The organism is Dyadobacter subterraneus (assembly GCF_015221875.1).
In the GTDB taxonomy this organism is placed as follows: Bacteria; Bacteroidota; Bacteroidia; order Cytophagales; family Spirosomataceae; genus Dyadobacter; species Dyadobacter subterraneus.
On the sequence record NZ_JACYGY010000001.1, the window covers coordinates 1,042,126 to 1,057,830 of the forward strand.

Genomic DNA, 15,705 nt, shown 5'->3' on the forward strand with positions numbered 1-15,705 from the left:
GGTTATGAGTTTAAAGGTAATTAGGGAGTTTTTGGACAGTTTTATCCAGCCACATTTCTCCAAAAAATAACTGCATATTTAATCGGTGCCTCAAAATTAGCAAAATAACCTCAACGGCAAGGGTTAAGAGATCTTAAAAAGTGTTAAACGATTTGTTTATGACAATTTTTAAGAATACAATCTTATCCTAAAAGTGCAGTAAAGCCACAGAATGAGGCATTAGATTTTTATTAAACTTTATAAAAAATCCATTTCGCCAGTTCTTTGTAGGTAACCTTTTTGCCATACATCAATATACCAACCCGGTAAATACGCGATGCAACCCATATTGTGCCGATAAAGCCCAGAACAAGAAAAACCATCGACAAGGCAATCTGCCAGGCAGGGACACCAAACGGTATCCGAACCATCATAATGATCGGCGACGTGAACGGAATCATGGAAGTCCAGAACGCGAGGTTTCCATCAGGATCCCGAAGTACGAACTGGGCAAAAACAAAGGAGAAAATTATTGGTAAGGTAATAGGCAGCATAAATTGCTGAGTGTCTGCGTCATTATCCACGGCAGCTCCGACAGCACCAAAAAGTGCGCTGTAAAACAAATACCCACCCAGATAATAAAACAAAAAGCAGGAAACAATTAGTGGAATATTCAAACTGTTAACAGCACCCAGAACCTCAGCAACCGGGTTATCAACACCCGAAGCTGCCATTTGAGAAGCCGGCATGCCTTTCTGAATTTTTTGCATTTCCTGTTGAATCTGCTTGGAATCTTTTGGAATTTTTGCACTCAAAACATTGGAAGCGACGGCTGTAAGTGAAATGGTAAGAAAAATCCAGAGTATAAATTGTGTTAATCCAACCAATGCCACACCGATTATTTTCCCCATCATCAGCTGATAAGGTTTTACCGAAGAAATAATTACTTCCACGATCCGGCTTGTTTTTTCTTCCGTTACGCCGCGCATTACCTGAGTTCCGTAAATAAAAACAGACATATAGATAAGGAATGCGCAAATTCCGCCAATGACCGTCGCCGCACCAGAGCTACTCGTTTTTTCACCTTCTTCGCTCAGACTTATGGTTTCAGAATGGACATTGACCCGGGAATCTTCCAGAATTTTATGAGTTATACCGGCTTCCGAAAGTTTAATATTTTCAATCTGTTTTTCAATAACATACTCAATATCAGATTTAAGCTCCATACTCACATTTTTAGCGGCATAGATCCTCACACTTTTGGGCGAGGTAATTACATTTTTGGGAATATAAACCAACGCATTGGCCTCACCTCCGGCAAAATGAATTTTTGCAGAATCAATTGAAGATTTGAGATAGGAAAATTTGATCGATTCTGAATCCTTAAATTCATTAGTGAAAAGTCCGCTTTCATCAACAACCTGAACCGTTTTGCTATCCACCGAACTGATCGCCATCCAGATTACCAGGGCATATCCTCCTACAAAAAGTACCGGGGCAAGAATCGTCATGATCAAAAATGACTTTTTCTTCACCCGAACCATGTATTCCCTTTTTATAACCAGAAATATATTTCGCATTATCTTAATTTAGTTAGAGAGTATTTTTAATATCGATGAAGATCAGGCTTCGGGAACTTCGTTGACCGCACGCATGAAAATATCACTCATGGTAGGAATATTTTCACCAAAAGAACGAATTTCAACTTGTGGAAGAAGATCGCTCAAAAGTTCATTCGCGGTAATATGGTTTGGAAGATGAATATTAGTACGCAGAAATTCATTTTCGCCATGCGTGGTTTTTTCCAGTTGATATTTATGTTCCAATCCATTCAGATTTCCACGATATTCAACAAAAAACGTATTGGTTTTGAATTGTTCCTTTATCAAGGATTTTGGTCCGTCCAGTACTTTTTTGGCACGGTGAATCAGAGCAATATTGTCACAAAGTTCTTCAACTGTTTCCATACGGTGGGTTGAAAAAATGATCGTGCTGCCTTTTTGTTTCAGTTCCAGAATTTCATCACGGATCAGATTGGCATTGATCGGATCAAAACCGGAAAATGGTTCATCAAGAATAATCAGTGCCGGTTCGTGCAAAACTGTGGATACAAACTGTACTTTTTGCTGCATACCTTTTGACAGATCCGACACGCTTTTATCCCACCAGGTTTTTATATCAAACTTGATAAACCAGATTTTTAGTTTTTCCATGGCTTCCTTTTGGGATAAGCCTTTCAGTTGGGCAAGATAAAGAAGCTGCTCGCCGACTTTCATTTTTTTGTATAAGCCGCGTTCTTCGGGCAGATAACCAATTTTTGAAATATGCTGCGGACCAAGTGGCTGGCCGTCAAAGAAAACCTGTCCGGAATCAGGGCCGGTAATTTGGTTGATAATACGTATAAGAGAAGTTTTTCCGGCACCATTAGGGCCTAAAAGTCCAAAAATACAGCCTTTGGGAATATTGAGACTGACATCATCCAGCGCACGATGATTGGAATAATCTTTCGTAATGTTTTGAACTTCTATAATATTCATCTTGTGTTAGGTAATTTTCCGTATGCCTTTTTAATATAGATTTTACATGAAATTCTGCTTATTAAAATCGGTATTCCAAAGATGCAAAGTATAAGATGCTTTACAAAGTCGAAAACTGATAAATGCTCAAATAGTCGGATTAGTGGTAAAAAGAGAAAGAGCCGACAACATTTTGTCGACTCTTTCAATATTTGTGAATTAACTTATCCGTTAAAAAATATATTTTTCACGTATCTGGAAAAGTACCCAAAAGCCAAGAACTCCACCAACAATAAAAGCGAATATTGCCAGTTGAAGAAGGTTACTGATCAGACTTAAAATTAAGGCATAATAAAGTAAATTCCATCCAGCTCTTTTTCTTGCCCGAAGTGGAGAAAATGCCATCAGATACATAATCATAATGACCGTGGCAATCAGCAAGCCAACGTACATGTAGAAACCTCCGCCGTAAGCAGCCATGCCTATACCAATAGCAGCAGTTCCAATTCCAAAGGCGGCGAGTAAACCGAAAAGTGTGAAAATGGCTCCTACCAGCATTACATAAGGTCCATACTTTACTAGAAATTCTTTTACATTTTCAGGGAAGGGAGGAAATTTGCCCAAAAAGATTGGCTCCAATTCGTTTTCAAGGATAAGTCCGGGTTTCATTCAGTGAAGAAGTTTGGAAAAGTTGAGAAACAATTGATTATTTTTAGAAAGCTAGGAAAAATAGTACTAATATTCAATAAAATCGTCCAATGTATAGTATTTATTTTGCTGTTTGATAAATAAGGATTGCACAATCATGCAAGGCTTTACCCGATTTTAGCTAAGTTTACCAATCCAAACTGGTATCTCATCTCCAAAATTCTTTTATGAAGAAGAACATTACTATTGTAAATCTGGCTCTTATTACGATCGCCGCGCTTGCCACAGTACTCAACGCTTACAATATCATTACGTTTTCGACGGATGTTTTAGTCGCTTTGCGTTGGACTGCGTTGGCTGGTCTGATCATTTTTGCGATCATAAAGAAAAACCTGACCACATCTATTCTTATTTCGATGCTGGTTGGTACAGAGATAGGATATGATTTTCCGGAAATTGGGACAGGACTTCACTTTTTACGGCAGATATTCCTGCAAATGATTAAAACGGTAATCGCCCCGTTACTTTTTGCAACGCTGGTTACAGGTATTGCCGGACATTCCGATTTAAAACAGGTTGGACGCATGGGTTGGAAATCGCTTCTTTATTTTGAAGTAGTAACAACTTTTGCTTTGGTAATAGGTTTGTTTTTTGCTAACTGGATTCGTCCTGGTGATGGTATTGCTATCCCGGCAAATTTCAGTGCTACTTTACCAAAAGTCGCCGAGCAAACATGGCAGGAAATTATACTTCATTCTTTCCCGGAAAATATTGCCAAATCAATTTATCATGGAGAAGTGCTACAAATTGTGGTATTCAGTGTTCTTTTCGGGATCAGTCTTGCGTTGATACCAGCTGCTAAAAAAGAGAAATTTGTAGCCGGAATTGAAACTTTGGCTGAGGTGATGTTCAAATTCACTAAAATTATCATGCTTTTCGCTCCGATTGGTGTGGGAGCTGCCATCGCGGAAACGGTTGGACATATGGGAATCGACGTATTGAAAAACCTTGCGTTGATGCTTGCCACATTATATTGCGCACTGGCTGCGTTCATTTTGTTGGTTTTTGTACCAATTATGCTGTTCGCACGTATTCCGATTATCAAATTTGTCAAGAATATTTTCGAGCCCGTTTCTATTGCATTTGCTACCACAAGTTCAGAATCTGCTTTGCCAAAAGCTATGGAGAAAATGGAGAAATTTGGTGTTCCGCGTCAAATTGTTTCCTTCGTTATGCCAACGGGTTACAGTTTCAATCTGGATGGTTCGACGCTCTATCTTGCACTTGCAACTGTTTTCGTTGCCCAGGCTACCGGAACTGAAATGTCTATCGGACAGCAGCTTTCAATGGTATTTTTATTGATGCTGACCAGTAAAGGCGTTGCAGGAATTCCAAGAGCAACACTTGTAATTTTGTTGGGTGCGATCGCCAATTTTAATATGCCTGAATGGCCTGTGCTTCTTTTAATGGGAATTGACGAGCTTATGGATATGGCACGAACTTCTGTCAATGTGACAGGGAATTGTTTGGCAACCGCAGTAATCGCACGATGGGAAGGAGAACTGGACGATGAAAAAATGCGTTTATCCGATCAGGTTCTGGAACAGGAAGTCGTTTCAGCCTAGTTTATTTTTAACAGCCGAAAGCTGATAGCCGACGGCCGATAGCTATAATTATGTTCACAGTATACGGAATTCCGAATTGCAACACAGTAAAAAAAGCAAGAACCTGGCTTGATGAAAAAGGTATCGCATATACTTTTCATGACTACAAGAAAAAAGGTATCACCGAAGAAAAGATAACAGGCTGGTTTCAATTTTTTCCATGGGAAAAACTTGTCAATAAAGCCGGAACGACCTGGAAACAATTATCCGATGAAGAAAAAACATCTGTCATAGACGAAAAGTCTGCAACTAAATTAATGATATCGAAAAACTCAGTGATTAAAAGACCACTGATTGAAGACGCATCTGGAAAAGCCCTTACCCTTGGTTTTTCAGAGACAGAATTCGAGAGGGCGTTTTTATAGTAATTGTATTTTTGACAATATTCCATGAGAGAGCAAATTTATGCTCTCTCTCTTTTTATCCATTACATAGTTTATACCACTCTTATACTTTGGCACGATTTTGAAACGGTAACCAGCGCAAACTACTCATCCTGACAAAATGTTAATCAACGAACACACTGAAAGTCTTATTTCTGAAAGAGTTAAGGCAATTGAGGCAATTGCAGACCAACTTCCGGCGATTGTCATTGTACATAGAATTGAAGATTTTTCGGTGGTTTATATGTCTCCTAAAGGATTATCCCTATTAGGTGTCAGTCTTGATGAGTTAAAACAAATGCGCGCCGAATATCAGCACCGGTTTTTTAATATTGAAGATTCGGATGATTACTGGCCAAAGTTCAAAGTGATGCTGTCAAAAAATGATATGGACAGCAGTATTTCCTATTTCCAGCAGGTGAAACTTGCGGGTAGCGAAAATTGGGCCTGGTATATAAGCGCAACCAAATTATTTATGCAGGACGAAGAGGGAAATGCTTTTTTATGTATCACCACGGCTACGGCCATTGATGAAATGAAACATATGCCTGCAAAAGCTGAACGTTTGCTGGAAGAAAGTACTTTTCTGCGGGAGAATTATCAAAAATTTTCAACTTTGGGGAAACGCGAGAAAGAAATTTTAAAAATGGTTTCTTACGGCAAAAGTTCGCCGGAAATATCAGAAGAATTAGGAATTGCATCAGCGACTGTGGATGCACATCGAAAAAATATTAAGAAGAAATTGTCAATAAGTTCATACTATGATTTCGCCCAATATGCCCGGGCTTTTGATCTTATTTAAACAAAAAATGAGTCAGGCTGATACTGACTCATTTTGTTAAATCAATATTACCCTTCTTACTTAATCTTGCTTTTCGCTGCATCAAGCGACTTTTGTTTGTTCTGCAAATCAACAAGGGAATTATCTGCTTCCAGTTTTTTCTTTTCCAATTCGGCTTTTAATTCAGTAAGTTTCTTTTCTGTTTTTTCAATGTCTTTGGCAGTATTGTCATTGTCCTTCTGCAATTTCTGGTAATTTTTTGTCGATGTCGTAAATACTTCATCAGCCACACGCGCATCTTCCCGCACTGAAGCGTAATCTGCAAAATCTTTTAGTAATGCTTCCGCGCTTTTATAACCTTCATCTGTTGACGCTGTGATATATTGTCCATTAACATTAAGAGCAAGAAAAACCTGTGAAAGATCCTTTCCTGATGTAATCTGACTTGTCACTGTAACGGGATTTGTAGAAATGGACGTTATCGCAGCTTTGTCAATGCTGTAAACACTGCGTTTGCTTTTAACTTTTCCGAATTTTTCCAGGTAGGATTCCCAGTATTTGCTCAGGTATTTGTCCGAAATATTCTGGTTCAGGTTTAAACCCAAATATTCCTGTTTATCAATAGTAGCTTTTCCCGGAGAAATCGTTTGGGCATAAAGGTTAGCTGTAACAAATAAAGCAACAGCAAGAACGATTGAACGAATCTGAAGTTTCATTTTCTTAAATTTTAGTCAAAAATTGATTAGACAGTTATAATTTTTTTGTTACAACCACTGTCTTTTTCTGGTTAAAAAGGGTCGTAGCAAAAAGGTAGATATCACCACCTTCTTTAAGACGCCATTTTTTTCTCAGGTCATCAATTTTTGCGGGAAAATTTCTGATCGTCAGATTTGCCTTATTATCTGGCACAAATTGTCCTATTTCTTTTGCATCGGGTTTGCAAATTGCAGTTACTTCAAATGTTCGTCCGGGGAAATTTGAAACAAGTTTTTCAGAAGTATAGAGGTGACTATGTGGGGCCAGTTTTTTGACATCAAACGCCGTACACAAGTATTTAAATGCACCTGCTTTTAATATGGCAGGATGCGGTTCATATAGATAGGAAAGCGGCTCGTTGAATTCAATAATGGCTTCTCGCTCCTGATTACGCGTAAAATCCAGTTCGTGAATTATTTCACCAGCCGGATTTATCACACGGGCTTTAATCGCAAAATCGTCATCGAAGTCTTTGTTGATATTAAAAAGCAATTCCTTACATTCCTGTTCGTAACCAATGACATGAACTTCTCTGACGGATTTTAATTCCTGCGCAGCAAGATCAATATCCAGTAGCGGAGAAGTTTTTAAAAGTACATTTGGAGCGTGTTTGAAAAGCTCCGAAAGGTGAAATTTTACGTCAGGAGCACAGTCCGACAATAGCACAACTTTTTGTTTATTTGCATCTCTTCTTGCAGGATCTGCATAAATCCAGTCTGCGTACATATTGTTTTTCTGTATTCCTTCAATAGAATCTGCATTATGCACTTCGATATTTTTTGCGGAAAGTAATCCAAAATTATATTCCGCCGTTATCGCAACTTCTTCCTGTTGTTCGAAATAATGCGTTTTGTCAAAATTTTTACTGAGGTAATAGGTATCAACACCCATACCGCCGGTAATATCAATCAGCATTTTTCCTTGTATTAATGAAGATTTATATTTGGCAGTAGCCTCCGAGGAGCTTTGTTCAACGGAAAGGGACGGCGGAAAAATGAGTTTTTCAATCGCTGCCCATTCAGGTAATTTTTTGGAAGCTTTTTGTCTGGAAAGAATCTGGGCGGCAAGTTTTTTGACATCAATATCTTTAAACTGAGTACCTTTTAAGATCAGTTTAGTTACATCGTCGTCCTTGTATTTTTGTATAAAAGCAAGTTCAGCTTCTGAAAAACCGGTTTCCGATGAATTTTTATTTGTCAAAACTTGGCTCATAATCTTCCATTTGGACAGGTTTTTATTCCTGTTTTTAAGTCCGAAATTACAGTTTTTTTATTTATAAAAATTCCTGTTAACGACATCTGGAGCTAGATTCCTTTGAATCAGAGTGATATAACTTCACAGTAAGTAAATTCCTTTTATTAAGCTTCGTTAATCTGTTTTAGTTTAAGTTGGACGAACCAAATGAAAATTATAAATTGTCGGTTATTATAGTAATTTCCTAAGTTAACCTTTTTTAATCATGAGAATTAAAACCTTTGAAGAGTATCAGGTTGCCTACCAGCAAAGTGTGGACGATCCCGAAGGTTATTGGGCCGAAGTTGGCCAGCAATTCCAGTGGCGCAAACCATGGAAAAAAGTTTTAAGCGGTGATTTCGCAGAAGCAACCATAAAATGGTACGAAGGCGGAGTTCTTAATATCACCGAAAATGCACTTGACAGGCATCTTGCCGATAAAGGTGACCAGCCTGCCATTATCTGGGAGCCAAATGATCCGGACGATCAGGCGGTGACGATAACCTATCATGTTTTATACGACCGCGTTTGTCGTTTTGCCAATGTTTTGAAAAAACATGGCGTTAAAAAAGGAGATAGAATTTGTATCTATCTGCCTATGGTTCCTGAACTTACAATTGCAGTACTAGCATGTGCCAGAATAGGCGCGGTTCATTCAGTAGTTTTTGGCGGATTTTCTGCCAAATCAATCGCTGACCGGATTAATGATGCGGAATGTACCATGGTAATTACTTCCGACGGTTCTTTCCGCGGACAGAAAGTAATTCCAATGAAAGAAACGGTGGATAATGCACTGGATTTGTGTAAAACGGTTAAAAATGTAATCGTTATGACACGTACCCGCACGCCTGTTTCCATGTTAAAAGGAAGAGATTTGTGGTGGGAAGAGGAAGAAAAAACAGTAGATTCTGTTTGTCCGGCTGAGCCAATGGACGCAGAGGATACGCTTTTCATTTTGTACACATCTGGCTCAACTGGAAAGCCAAAAGGTGTGGTGCATACCGTGGCGGGTTATATGGTTTTCGCAACTTATACTTTTGCCAATGTTTTTCAATACGAACCTGGCGAAATCCATTTCTGTACGGCTGATATTGGCTGGATTACAGGTCATAGTTACATTGTTTACGGACCGCTTTGTTACGGTGCAACTTCCCTTATTTTTGAAGGAATCCCAACTTATCCTGACGCAGGCCGTTTCTGGCAGATTGTGGCAAAACATAAAGTAAATATTCTCTATACTGCGCCCACAGCAATCCGCTCGCTGATGAGTTTTGGATTGTCATTTGTAAAAGATAATGATTTGTCATCTTTACGGAAACTCGGCTCGGTAGGAGAGCCTATTAACGAAGAAGCGTGGCAATGGTTTAAGCAAAATATCGGCAAAGGAAATTGTCCGCTGGTAGATACCTGGTGGCAGACCGAAACGGGTGGTATCATGATTTCATCGCTTGCCGGTGTTACGCCAGAAAAACCAACCTATGCAACTTTACCTTTGCCTGGAATTCAGCCTGTTTTGGTGGATGAAAAAGGTGAAATTATTGAAGGAAATGGGGTTAGCGGAAATCTTTGTATCAAATTCCCTTGGCCAGGAATTATCCGTACAACTTATGGAGATCATGACCGCTGCAAACAAACTTATTTCTCTACCTACCCGGGAATGTATTTCACCGGAGACGGATGTCTTCGCGATGAAGATGGAAATTACAGAATTACTGGTCGTGTGGATGATGTAATGAATGTTTCCGGTCACCGGATTGGTACCGCTGAGGTTGAAAATGCTATCAATATGCACCTCGGTGTGGTAGAATCGGCCGTAGTTGGTTATCCGCATGAGATCAAAGGACAAGGAATTTATGCTTATATTATCACAGAAAGTAAACCGGACGATCCGGAAATGATGCGCAAGGATATTGCAGCAACTGTTTCAAGATTGATCGGCCCGATTGCTAAACCGGATAAAATCCAGTTTGTTTCAGGTCTACCAAAAACGCGTTCAGGGAAAATTATGCGACGTATTTTGCGTAAGGTGGCCGAAGGAGAAATGGATAGTCTTGGAGATATTTCAACTTTACTTGATCCGGCCGTTGTGGACGATATTAAGGCAGGCGCATTGTAACAAAAATATAAATGGCAGATTGAAATTTTCAATCTGCCATTCTTTTTAAGCTAATTTTTTATCAGAACTGCAACCGCAGCCTTTTCCGCACCCACCGCTGCTGTCAAAAGATTTGTAAATCTTCCAACCAATATAACTTGCGGCGCCTATAAAAAGAGCGAATATTATTATTTGCTGTATCATGTCTTGGAAACAATTTTTCAAGCCCAATTGTTCCGCGCAGCCAACTGAAATGCTTGCTGATAATGATGCTCACTATGCCACGCATAATTTGCTATAACCATATCCAGACGGTTGGTGCTATTATTGGCAGGATGGACATAAGTTCTTGCCAATTCCTTCTCTCCCAGAGAATTCAATAGCAATACCCAGCGTAAATGAATATACCGGATTAATTGCAATGACAATTCAACCTGAGCCTCTTTTGCATCCGGCAATTCCGCCCAAAGTTGTTCTTCATATGGTTTTATGGTCGGATTATCTTCTGTCAAGGCAAGGCGAAAACGCACGTAGGCATTCATGTGACTATCCGCAACGTGATGCACTAATTGTCTGACAGTCCAGCCATCGGGGCGGTAAGGTGTATTCAATTTTTCATTGTCCCAACTGCCTAATAAATTGATAAATTTAGAAGGCAAAGCACTGATAATCTGAATATTTGTTTTTATTTCAGCAGGTGTGTAACTGTCCTGCGGAACAAATCTTCCAATAGGAAAACGAAGCTGTTCCAGTTCCATGGTGAAATCCAATTTAAATAATACCGGTTAGTTTGTCTATTTGTTTTAATTGAAATTATCCTTGATTGCAGCTACCAGTTCCGCGTGTCCGCCTGAACCAGCAATAATATCACCTCCAAAAAGATAATTGTCACCGCCGTTAAAATCTGTTACCGTTCCGCCTGCTTCCTTGATCAAAAGCACACCGGCCGCCATATCCCAGGAATTCAGATTGTACTCATAAAATCCGTCAAAACGTCCGGCTGCAACATAAGCAAGATCAACCGCTGCCGCGCCCATTCTTCTGATACCATGCGTTTTTTGCATAAGCAATTCCAGAATGTACATATAGCGTTTTTGTTTTTCAAATTTATAATACGGAAAACCTGTTGCGATCAGACTTTCCTGTAACGTTTTAACACTGGAAACGGACATTTTCTTTTCATTACACCAGGCTCCGCCACCTTTCCAGCCAAAGAAAACCTCATCCAGACTTGGTTCGTGAATGACGCCTACAAGCAGTTCTTTTCCTCTAGCCAGACCAACACTTACACAATAAACAGGAATTCCATGAATGAAATTTGTTGTGCCGTCCAAAGGATCGATAATCCAGTTTAGTGCTTCCGGATCCGGTTCTTGTCCGGTTGTTCCTTCTTCTGTAATAAAACTTGCTTCCGGGAGAATTTTACTTAGCCCGGCAACAAGCATTTTTTCTGCCTCTTTGTCTACATAAGAAACAACATTATTGAGTTCTTTATATTCAATTTTATCTCTTGAAAAAGATTTTGCCTCCCGTTGAATAAATGCAGAAGCCTGTTTTACAATTTCTATGGTTTGTTTGGTCAGCAATTCCAGATCCATGCGTTACTATCCTTTTTGCGGGATTTTAGAAAGTGAATTATTAATGTAATAAACCCTTGTGATCAGTATCACCAAAATTGGGATCACTACGAAATTATGTTTTACCAGGTTTGCAGTCGATGCCATCAAAAGTATTGCATAAAAAATCAGCACAAACTGAAACCAGGCCGGTTTTTTGTCTTTTGAAATATACCAAATTAAAGGCATCCAAAGCGGAAACGCCCAAAGAATATCATAATTCCAGGTTGTCACGCCATGATTGGTTCCAAACCATAAAAGCAGAATTAACCAGCCAACTAACCCCACAATTGTAAAAAGAATTTTATCAAAGGTGAAATTGACAGTCTCTTTTTTGGATTGATAAAAAGTGTATGCCAAAACCAGCGCAGCCAATGCCCAGAAAAATATCATAGGTGTAATTTCAAATCCTTTTTCAACAGGAGTTGCGACATAAAGATCTCTTGTTTCTGCTACCAATGGCAAAGTTTGACCATTGAGTTTGATTTTGGAATCGGCAAAAGCACTGCTTAAATTGTCTGGTAAAAATGTTGCCTGAGCCGGCGTTGCAATTTCATCAGAAGGCGCACCAATGGCCAGATCCATCCCGAAATCCGACCAGGGTTTTTGCTTATATGCATATCTGTCAATCCATTGACGGAAACTTAGGGTATCCTTTGTATAACCCGGGAAAGTTAGACTATCACCCGCTGCTGCTTTTAATGCATCTGAAAGACGGGTTGAGCAATTGTCATAGAAAAATTTGTATTGATATTCCCGGTTTTGAGGTAAGTGGTTTGTTTCGAGATAATTGTAAAGTTTTTGTTTTTGAGTAGGGGAAAGATTTAAAACCTGTTCTTTAATGAAGCGGTTTTCAGCCTGCCAATACGGTGCTTCCAGTCTCAATGGTGCTACCGAAATGGTGTAAGGCAATGTTCCACGAAGAAATTTGATATAAAAATTTCCAGTTTGAAAACTAAATGAACCATAGCTGTAAGCATTATCCAAACCGGTTATCGGATCATAAATCCACAAAACACTATGGCCAAAGCCAGAATATAATTCCTGCCCAGGCCCGACAGTAACCAAACTGACTTTTGCCTGCGGACTTAATGTGCCAAATTGCGCATTAGCGGTTTGAATGAAAAAAGTGATCAGAAAAAATAATATCGGAAAGAAACCTGTTACGATTCTTCGGATTGGATTGCTGTTGAGTTTCAAAAATTTTGTCATGTTAATTTTGGTCGTCGCTGTAATCGGAGGATTTTTTCTTTTCATCAGCTTTACCCGCAACAATAATCACGATTTCGCCTTTGATCGTTTTTTCTGAAAAATAGGTAATAATTTCCTGTATCGTACCTCTAACGTTTTCTTCATAAATTTTAGTCAGTTCCCGGGATACACAAGCTTGTCTGTCGGCGCCGAAGTATTCTGCAAATTGCTGTAATGCTTTTATTAATCGGTGCGGTGATTCGTAGAAAATCATCGTTCTGTCTTCGTTTACCAGATTTTGCATTCTGGTTTGTCTGCCTTTTTTATGAGGTAAAAATCCTTCGAATGTGAATCTGTCACTTGGCAATCCGGAATTAACCAAAGCTGGTACGAAGGCTGTCGGGCCGGGCAGACATTCTATTGTTATGCCATATTTTATACATTCTCTGACCAGAAGAAATCCAGGATCCGAAACAGCTGGTGTCCCGGCGTCTGAGACCAGTGCCATGGTTTCTCCTTTTAAAATTCTCTCTATAATCCTCGTTATGCTTTGGTGCTCGTTATGGATGTGATAGCTGTGCATGGGTTTGCTGATACCCAGATGTTTCAGCAACTGACCGGAAGTTCTGGTGTCTTCTGCTAAAACTACGTCCACGCTTTTTAATACGTTGATGGCACGTAAGGTAATATCTTCAAGGTTGCCGATTGGCGTTGGTACTATGTAAAGCTTCATTTGGTAAATTTAATTCTGGAATTATCTGGTGGATTTTTCGGGGTCGCCCGTTGGGGTAACCCTCGTGGTTACCCGTTCTCATCCATGAATTTTCTTTGGGCTATCTTTATTTTCTTTATTCTTTTTGGTTTTTATTTCGGTTCGGTTTTGGTCGTGATTTCCGGGCAACCACAAGGGATTGCCCCTACGATGAAAAAATCAAATCAATTCTGTTGGCCAGGGTTTTGTCTTTTTCGGTTACCTTATCGCCGGCGTCGTGGGTGTTTAATTCTATGTTAACTTTGTTATATGCGTTTGACCACCATGGATGATGATCCATTTCATCAGCAACTTCGGCGACTTTTGTCATAAAGGCAAAAGCGCTTTTGAAGTCCTTAAAAACGAAAGTACGTTTTAGCTTGTCATCTTCTTCTTTCCACATTGCCTGAATATTTAAGTCTTACTAATGAAAATTTTGTGCAATTAAACTGAATTAACATTCTGTTTAACAGTTTCTTATGTTTTGTAAGGCATCCTGATAATTACAATTCATCACTTAAATCAATATTTTTAAACGAAAAGTATATTGATTTATGTTCTATTGTCAGGTCTTATAAAAAACATTATTTGACCGAATATACTAGGATAAAACCTCATTTATAAATTTTAATAGCAAATAGCCGATTCCACATGGATGAAGTATATTTGCATTTTAAAGTGCCAGTATCCGTCAGATTGTCAAATTCCGGCAGGCCGGAAAAATCAGGAAATAATTATGAAAGTAGAACTAGTGCGTGTAAATGACGCATTTCATTTTGAAGGAACAGGATCATCAGAAGTAAAAGTACATACCGACGGATCTCCTGAAATCGGTGGCGTTGGTGCTGGTGTCAGACCAATGGAGTTATTATTAATGGGATTGGCAAGTTGCAGCGCAATTGACGTTGTTCTTATTTTGAAGAAACAAAAACAGGATATTACTGATTTTCGTGTAACTGCTGACGGCGACCGTGTGGAGGAAGAAGGAACAAAACGCAGTCCGTTCCGTAATATTCATTTGACTTTCAAATTCGCAGGAAACGATCTTGATGAGAAAAAAATTGATCGTGCTATTGCGCTTTCAATGGAAAAATATTGCTCTGCTACTGCACAGCTGGAAGCGCTTGCAACCATTACGCATAGTGTAGAAATTGAATCGGCAGTATTAAAAAGCTAATAATAAGGAAATTTATTTCCGGTAAAATATATTCAGAATGCAGCAATACCACGATTTACTTCGCCACATTTTAGATAACGGAGTTCGTAAAACGGATCGTACCGGAACAGGAACAATCAGTGTTTTTGCTTACCAGATGCGCTTTAATTTGAAAGAAGGTTTTCCACTTGTGACAACCAAAAAGGTGCATACCAAATCCATTATTTATGAACTGCTCTGGTTTTTGAAAGGTGATACTAATATCAAATATCTGAAAGATAATGGTGTTTCGATCTGGGACGAATGGGCGGATGAACGCGGCGATCTTGGTCCGGTTTATGGTAAGCAGTGGAGAAGTTGGGAAGGTGCAAACGGAAAGTCTTTTGACCAGTTGCAGGAAATTTTAAATCTGTTGAAAAACAGTCCGGATTCAAGAAGAATTCTGGTTTCGGCATGGAATCCGTCGGAACTTTCACAAATGAAGCTGCAACCTTGTCACGCTTTATTTCAGTTTTATGTGGCGCCTCCTGATACGGATAAAGGTGAGACGAAAGGAAAATTGTCCTGCCAGCTTTATCAAAGAAGTGCAGATGTATTTTTAGGCGTTCCGTTTAATATCGCCAGTTATGCTTTGTTAACGATGATGATCGCCCAGGAATGTGATCTTGATCTCGGCGATTTTGTCTGGACTGGTGGTGATACGCATATTTACAGCAATCACCTGGATCAGGTTGAATTACAATTGAGCAGGGAATTCCGTCCTTTGCCCCAAATGGTATTAAATCCGGAAATTAAAAGTGTTTTTGACTTTGAATTTGAAGATTTTTCTTTGGAAAATTATAATCCATGGCCCGGAATTAAAGCACCGGTAGCGGTTTAATTTTTCGTATTGTTTATATAGAACGGATAAAAGACTAATGTTGTTAAGTGATTAGC

17 protein-coding genes are annotated in these 15,705 nt (G+C 39.2%); 6 read left to right on the forward strand and 11 right to left on the reverse strand.

The annotated features are described in order from the left end of the window. Nucleotides 1-230: 230 nt before the first annotated feature. The 3 genes from IEE83_RS04330 to IEE83_RS04340 form a co-directional block, all read right to left on the reverse strand. Complete coding sequence (locus IEE83_RS04330) at nucleotides 231-1,559, reverse strand: ABC transporter permease (protein ID WP_194119396.1); 1,329 nt, start codon at nucleotides 1,557-1,559, stop codon at nucleotides 231-233. A 42-nt stretch (nucleotides 1,560-1,601) separates the two neighbouring features. Beyond that, nucleotides 1,602-2,516 (reverse strand): ABC transporter ATP-binding protein, encoded by a 915-nt coding sequence (locus IEE83_RS04335; protein ID WP_194119397.1) that lies wholly within the window; start codon nucleotides 2,514-2,516, stop codon nucleotides 1,602-1,604. A gap of 210 nt (nucleotides 2,517-2,726) precedes the next feature. Further along, nucleotides 2,727-3,164, reverse strand: a complete 438-nt coding sequence (locus IEE83_RS04340) for a hypothetical protein (RefSeq protein WP_194119398.1) — start codon at nucleotides 3,162-3,164, stop codon at nucleotides 2,727-2,729. 206 nt (nucleotides 3,165-3,370) lie between these two features. Between IEE83_RS04340 and IEE83_RS04345 the strand changes: the two genes are divergently transcribed. The 3 genes from IEE83_RS04345 to IEE83_RS04355 all read left to right on the forward strand — a co-directional run bounded on the left by IEE83_RS04345 (nucleotide 3,371) and on the right by IEE83_RS04355 (nucleotide 5,992). After that, nucleotides 3,371-4,768, forward strand: a complete 1,398-nt coding sequence (locus tag IEE83_RS04345) for a dicarboxylate/amino acid:cation symporter (RefSeq protein ID WP_194119399.1) — start codon at nucleotides 3,371-3,373, stop codon at nucleotides 4,766-4,768. Between the two features lie 50 nt (nucleotides 4,769-4,818). After that, on the forward strand, nucleotides 4,819-5,172 hold the full coding sequence (locus IEE83_RS04350; RefSeq protein ID WP_194119400.1) for an ArsC family reductase: 354 nt from the start codon (nucleotides 4,819-4,821) through the stop codon (nucleotides 5,170-5,172). A gap of 139 nt (nucleotides 5,173-5,311) precedes the next feature. Then, the gene (locus IEE83_RS04355; protein ID WP_194119401.1) at nucleotides 5,312-5,992 is read left to right on the forward strand and encodes a helix-turn-helix domain-containing protein; all 681 of its coding nucleotides are present in this window, start codon (nucleotides 5,312-5,314) and stop codon (nucleotides 5,990-5,992) included. Nucleotides 5,993-6,048: 56 nt separating this feature from the next. Here the strand turns inward: IEE83_RS04355 and IEE83_RS04360 are convergent, their stop codons facing one another. Together IEE83_RS04360 and IEE83_RS04365 are read right to left on the reverse strand one after the other, a co-directional pair. After that, the gene (locus IEE83_RS04360) at nucleotides 6,049-6,687 is read right to left on the reverse strand and encodes a hypothetical protein (protein ID WP_194119402.1); all 639 of its coding nucleotides are present in this window, start codon (nucleotides 6,685-6,687) and stop codon (nucleotides 6,049-6,051) included. 34 nt (nucleotides 6,688-6,721) lie between these two features. Beyond that, nucleotides 6,722-7,939, reverse strand: coding sequence for a THUMP-like domain-containing protein (locus IEE83_RS04365; RefSeq protein WP_194119403.1), 1,218 nt, complete (start codon nucleotides 7,937-7,939; stop codon nucleotides 6,722-6,724). Nucleotides 7,940-8,186: 247 nt separating this feature from the next. Between IEE83_RS04365 and acs the strand changes: the two genes are divergently transcribed. Then, nucleotides 8,187-10,076, forward strand: a complete 1,890-nt coding sequence (acs, locus tag IEE83_RS04370) for an acetate--CoA ligase (RefSeq protein ID WP_194119404.1) — start codon at nucleotides 8,187-8,189, stop codon at nucleotides 10,074-10,076. Nucleotides 10,077-10,121: 45 nt separating this feature from the next. On the opposite strand, the gene IEE83_RS33255 is transcribed toward acs, so the two are convergent. From IEE83_RS33255 to IEE83_RS04400, 6 genes are all read right to left on the reverse strand, one after another. After that, nucleotides 10,122-10,259: a FeoB-associated Cys-rich membrane protein gene (locus tag IEE83_RS33255; RefSeq protein ID WP_194119405.1), complete on the reverse strand. Its 138-nt coding sequence runs from the start codon at nucleotides 10,257-10,259 to the stop codon at nucleotides 10,122-10,124. Between the two features lie 17 nt (nucleotides 10,260-10,276). Then, entirely contained in the window at nucleotides 10,277-10,813 is a 537-nt protein-coding gene (locus IEE83_RS04380) for a YfiT family bacillithiol transferase (RefSeq protein WP_194119406.1), read from the reverse strand. 45 nt (nucleotides 10,814-10,858) lie between these two features. Next, nucleotides 10,859-11,653, reverse strand: a complete 795-nt coding sequence (locus IEE83_RS04385) for an inositol monophosphatase family protein (protein WP_194119407.1) — start codon at nucleotides 11,651-11,653, stop codon at nucleotides 10,859-10,861. Between the two features lie 6 nt (nucleotides 11,654-11,659). Further along, a complete protein-coding gene (locus IEE83_RS04390; RefSeq protein ID WP_228101674.1) occupies nucleotides 11,660-12,928 on the reverse strand; it encodes a lipoprotein N-acyltransferase Lnb domain-containing protein in 1,269 nt (422 codons plus the stop codon). Next, nucleotides 12,885-13,595, reverse strand: a complete 711-nt coding sequence (gene rsmI, locus IEE83_RS04395) for a 16S rRNA (cytidine(1402)-2'-O)-methyltransferase (RefSeq protein WP_194119408.1) — start codon at nucleotides 13,593-13,595, stop codon at nucleotides 12,885-12,887. Before rsmI ends, IEE83_RS04390 begins: the two co-directional genes overlap by 44 nt. Before the next feature lie 184 nt (nucleotides 13,596-13,779). Further along, a complete protein-coding gene (locus IEE83_RS04400; RefSeq protein WP_194119409.1) occupies nucleotides 13,780-14,016 on the reverse strand; it encodes a 4a-hydroxytetrahydrobiopterin dehydratase in 237 nt (78 codons plus the stop codon). 333 nt (nucleotides 14,017-14,349) lie between these two features. Between IEE83_RS04400 and IEE83_RS04405 the strand changes: the two genes are divergently transcribed. Together IEE83_RS04405 and IEE83_RS04410 are read left to right on the forward strand one after the other, a co-directional pair. After that, nucleotides 14,350-14,790 (forward strand): OsmC family protein, encoded by a 441-nt coding sequence (locus IEE83_RS04405; protein ID WP_194119410.1) that lies wholly within the window; start codon nucleotides 14,350-14,352, stop codon nucleotides 14,788-14,790. Nucleotides 14,791-14,827: 37 nt separating this feature from the next. Then, nucleotides 14,828-15,649, forward strand: coding sequence for a thymidylate synthase (locus IEE83_RS04410; protein ID WP_194119411.1), 822 nt, complete (start codon nucleotides 14,828-14,830; stop codon nucleotides 15,647-15,649). The last annotated feature ends 56 nt before the right edge of the window (nucleotides 15,650-15,705 follow it).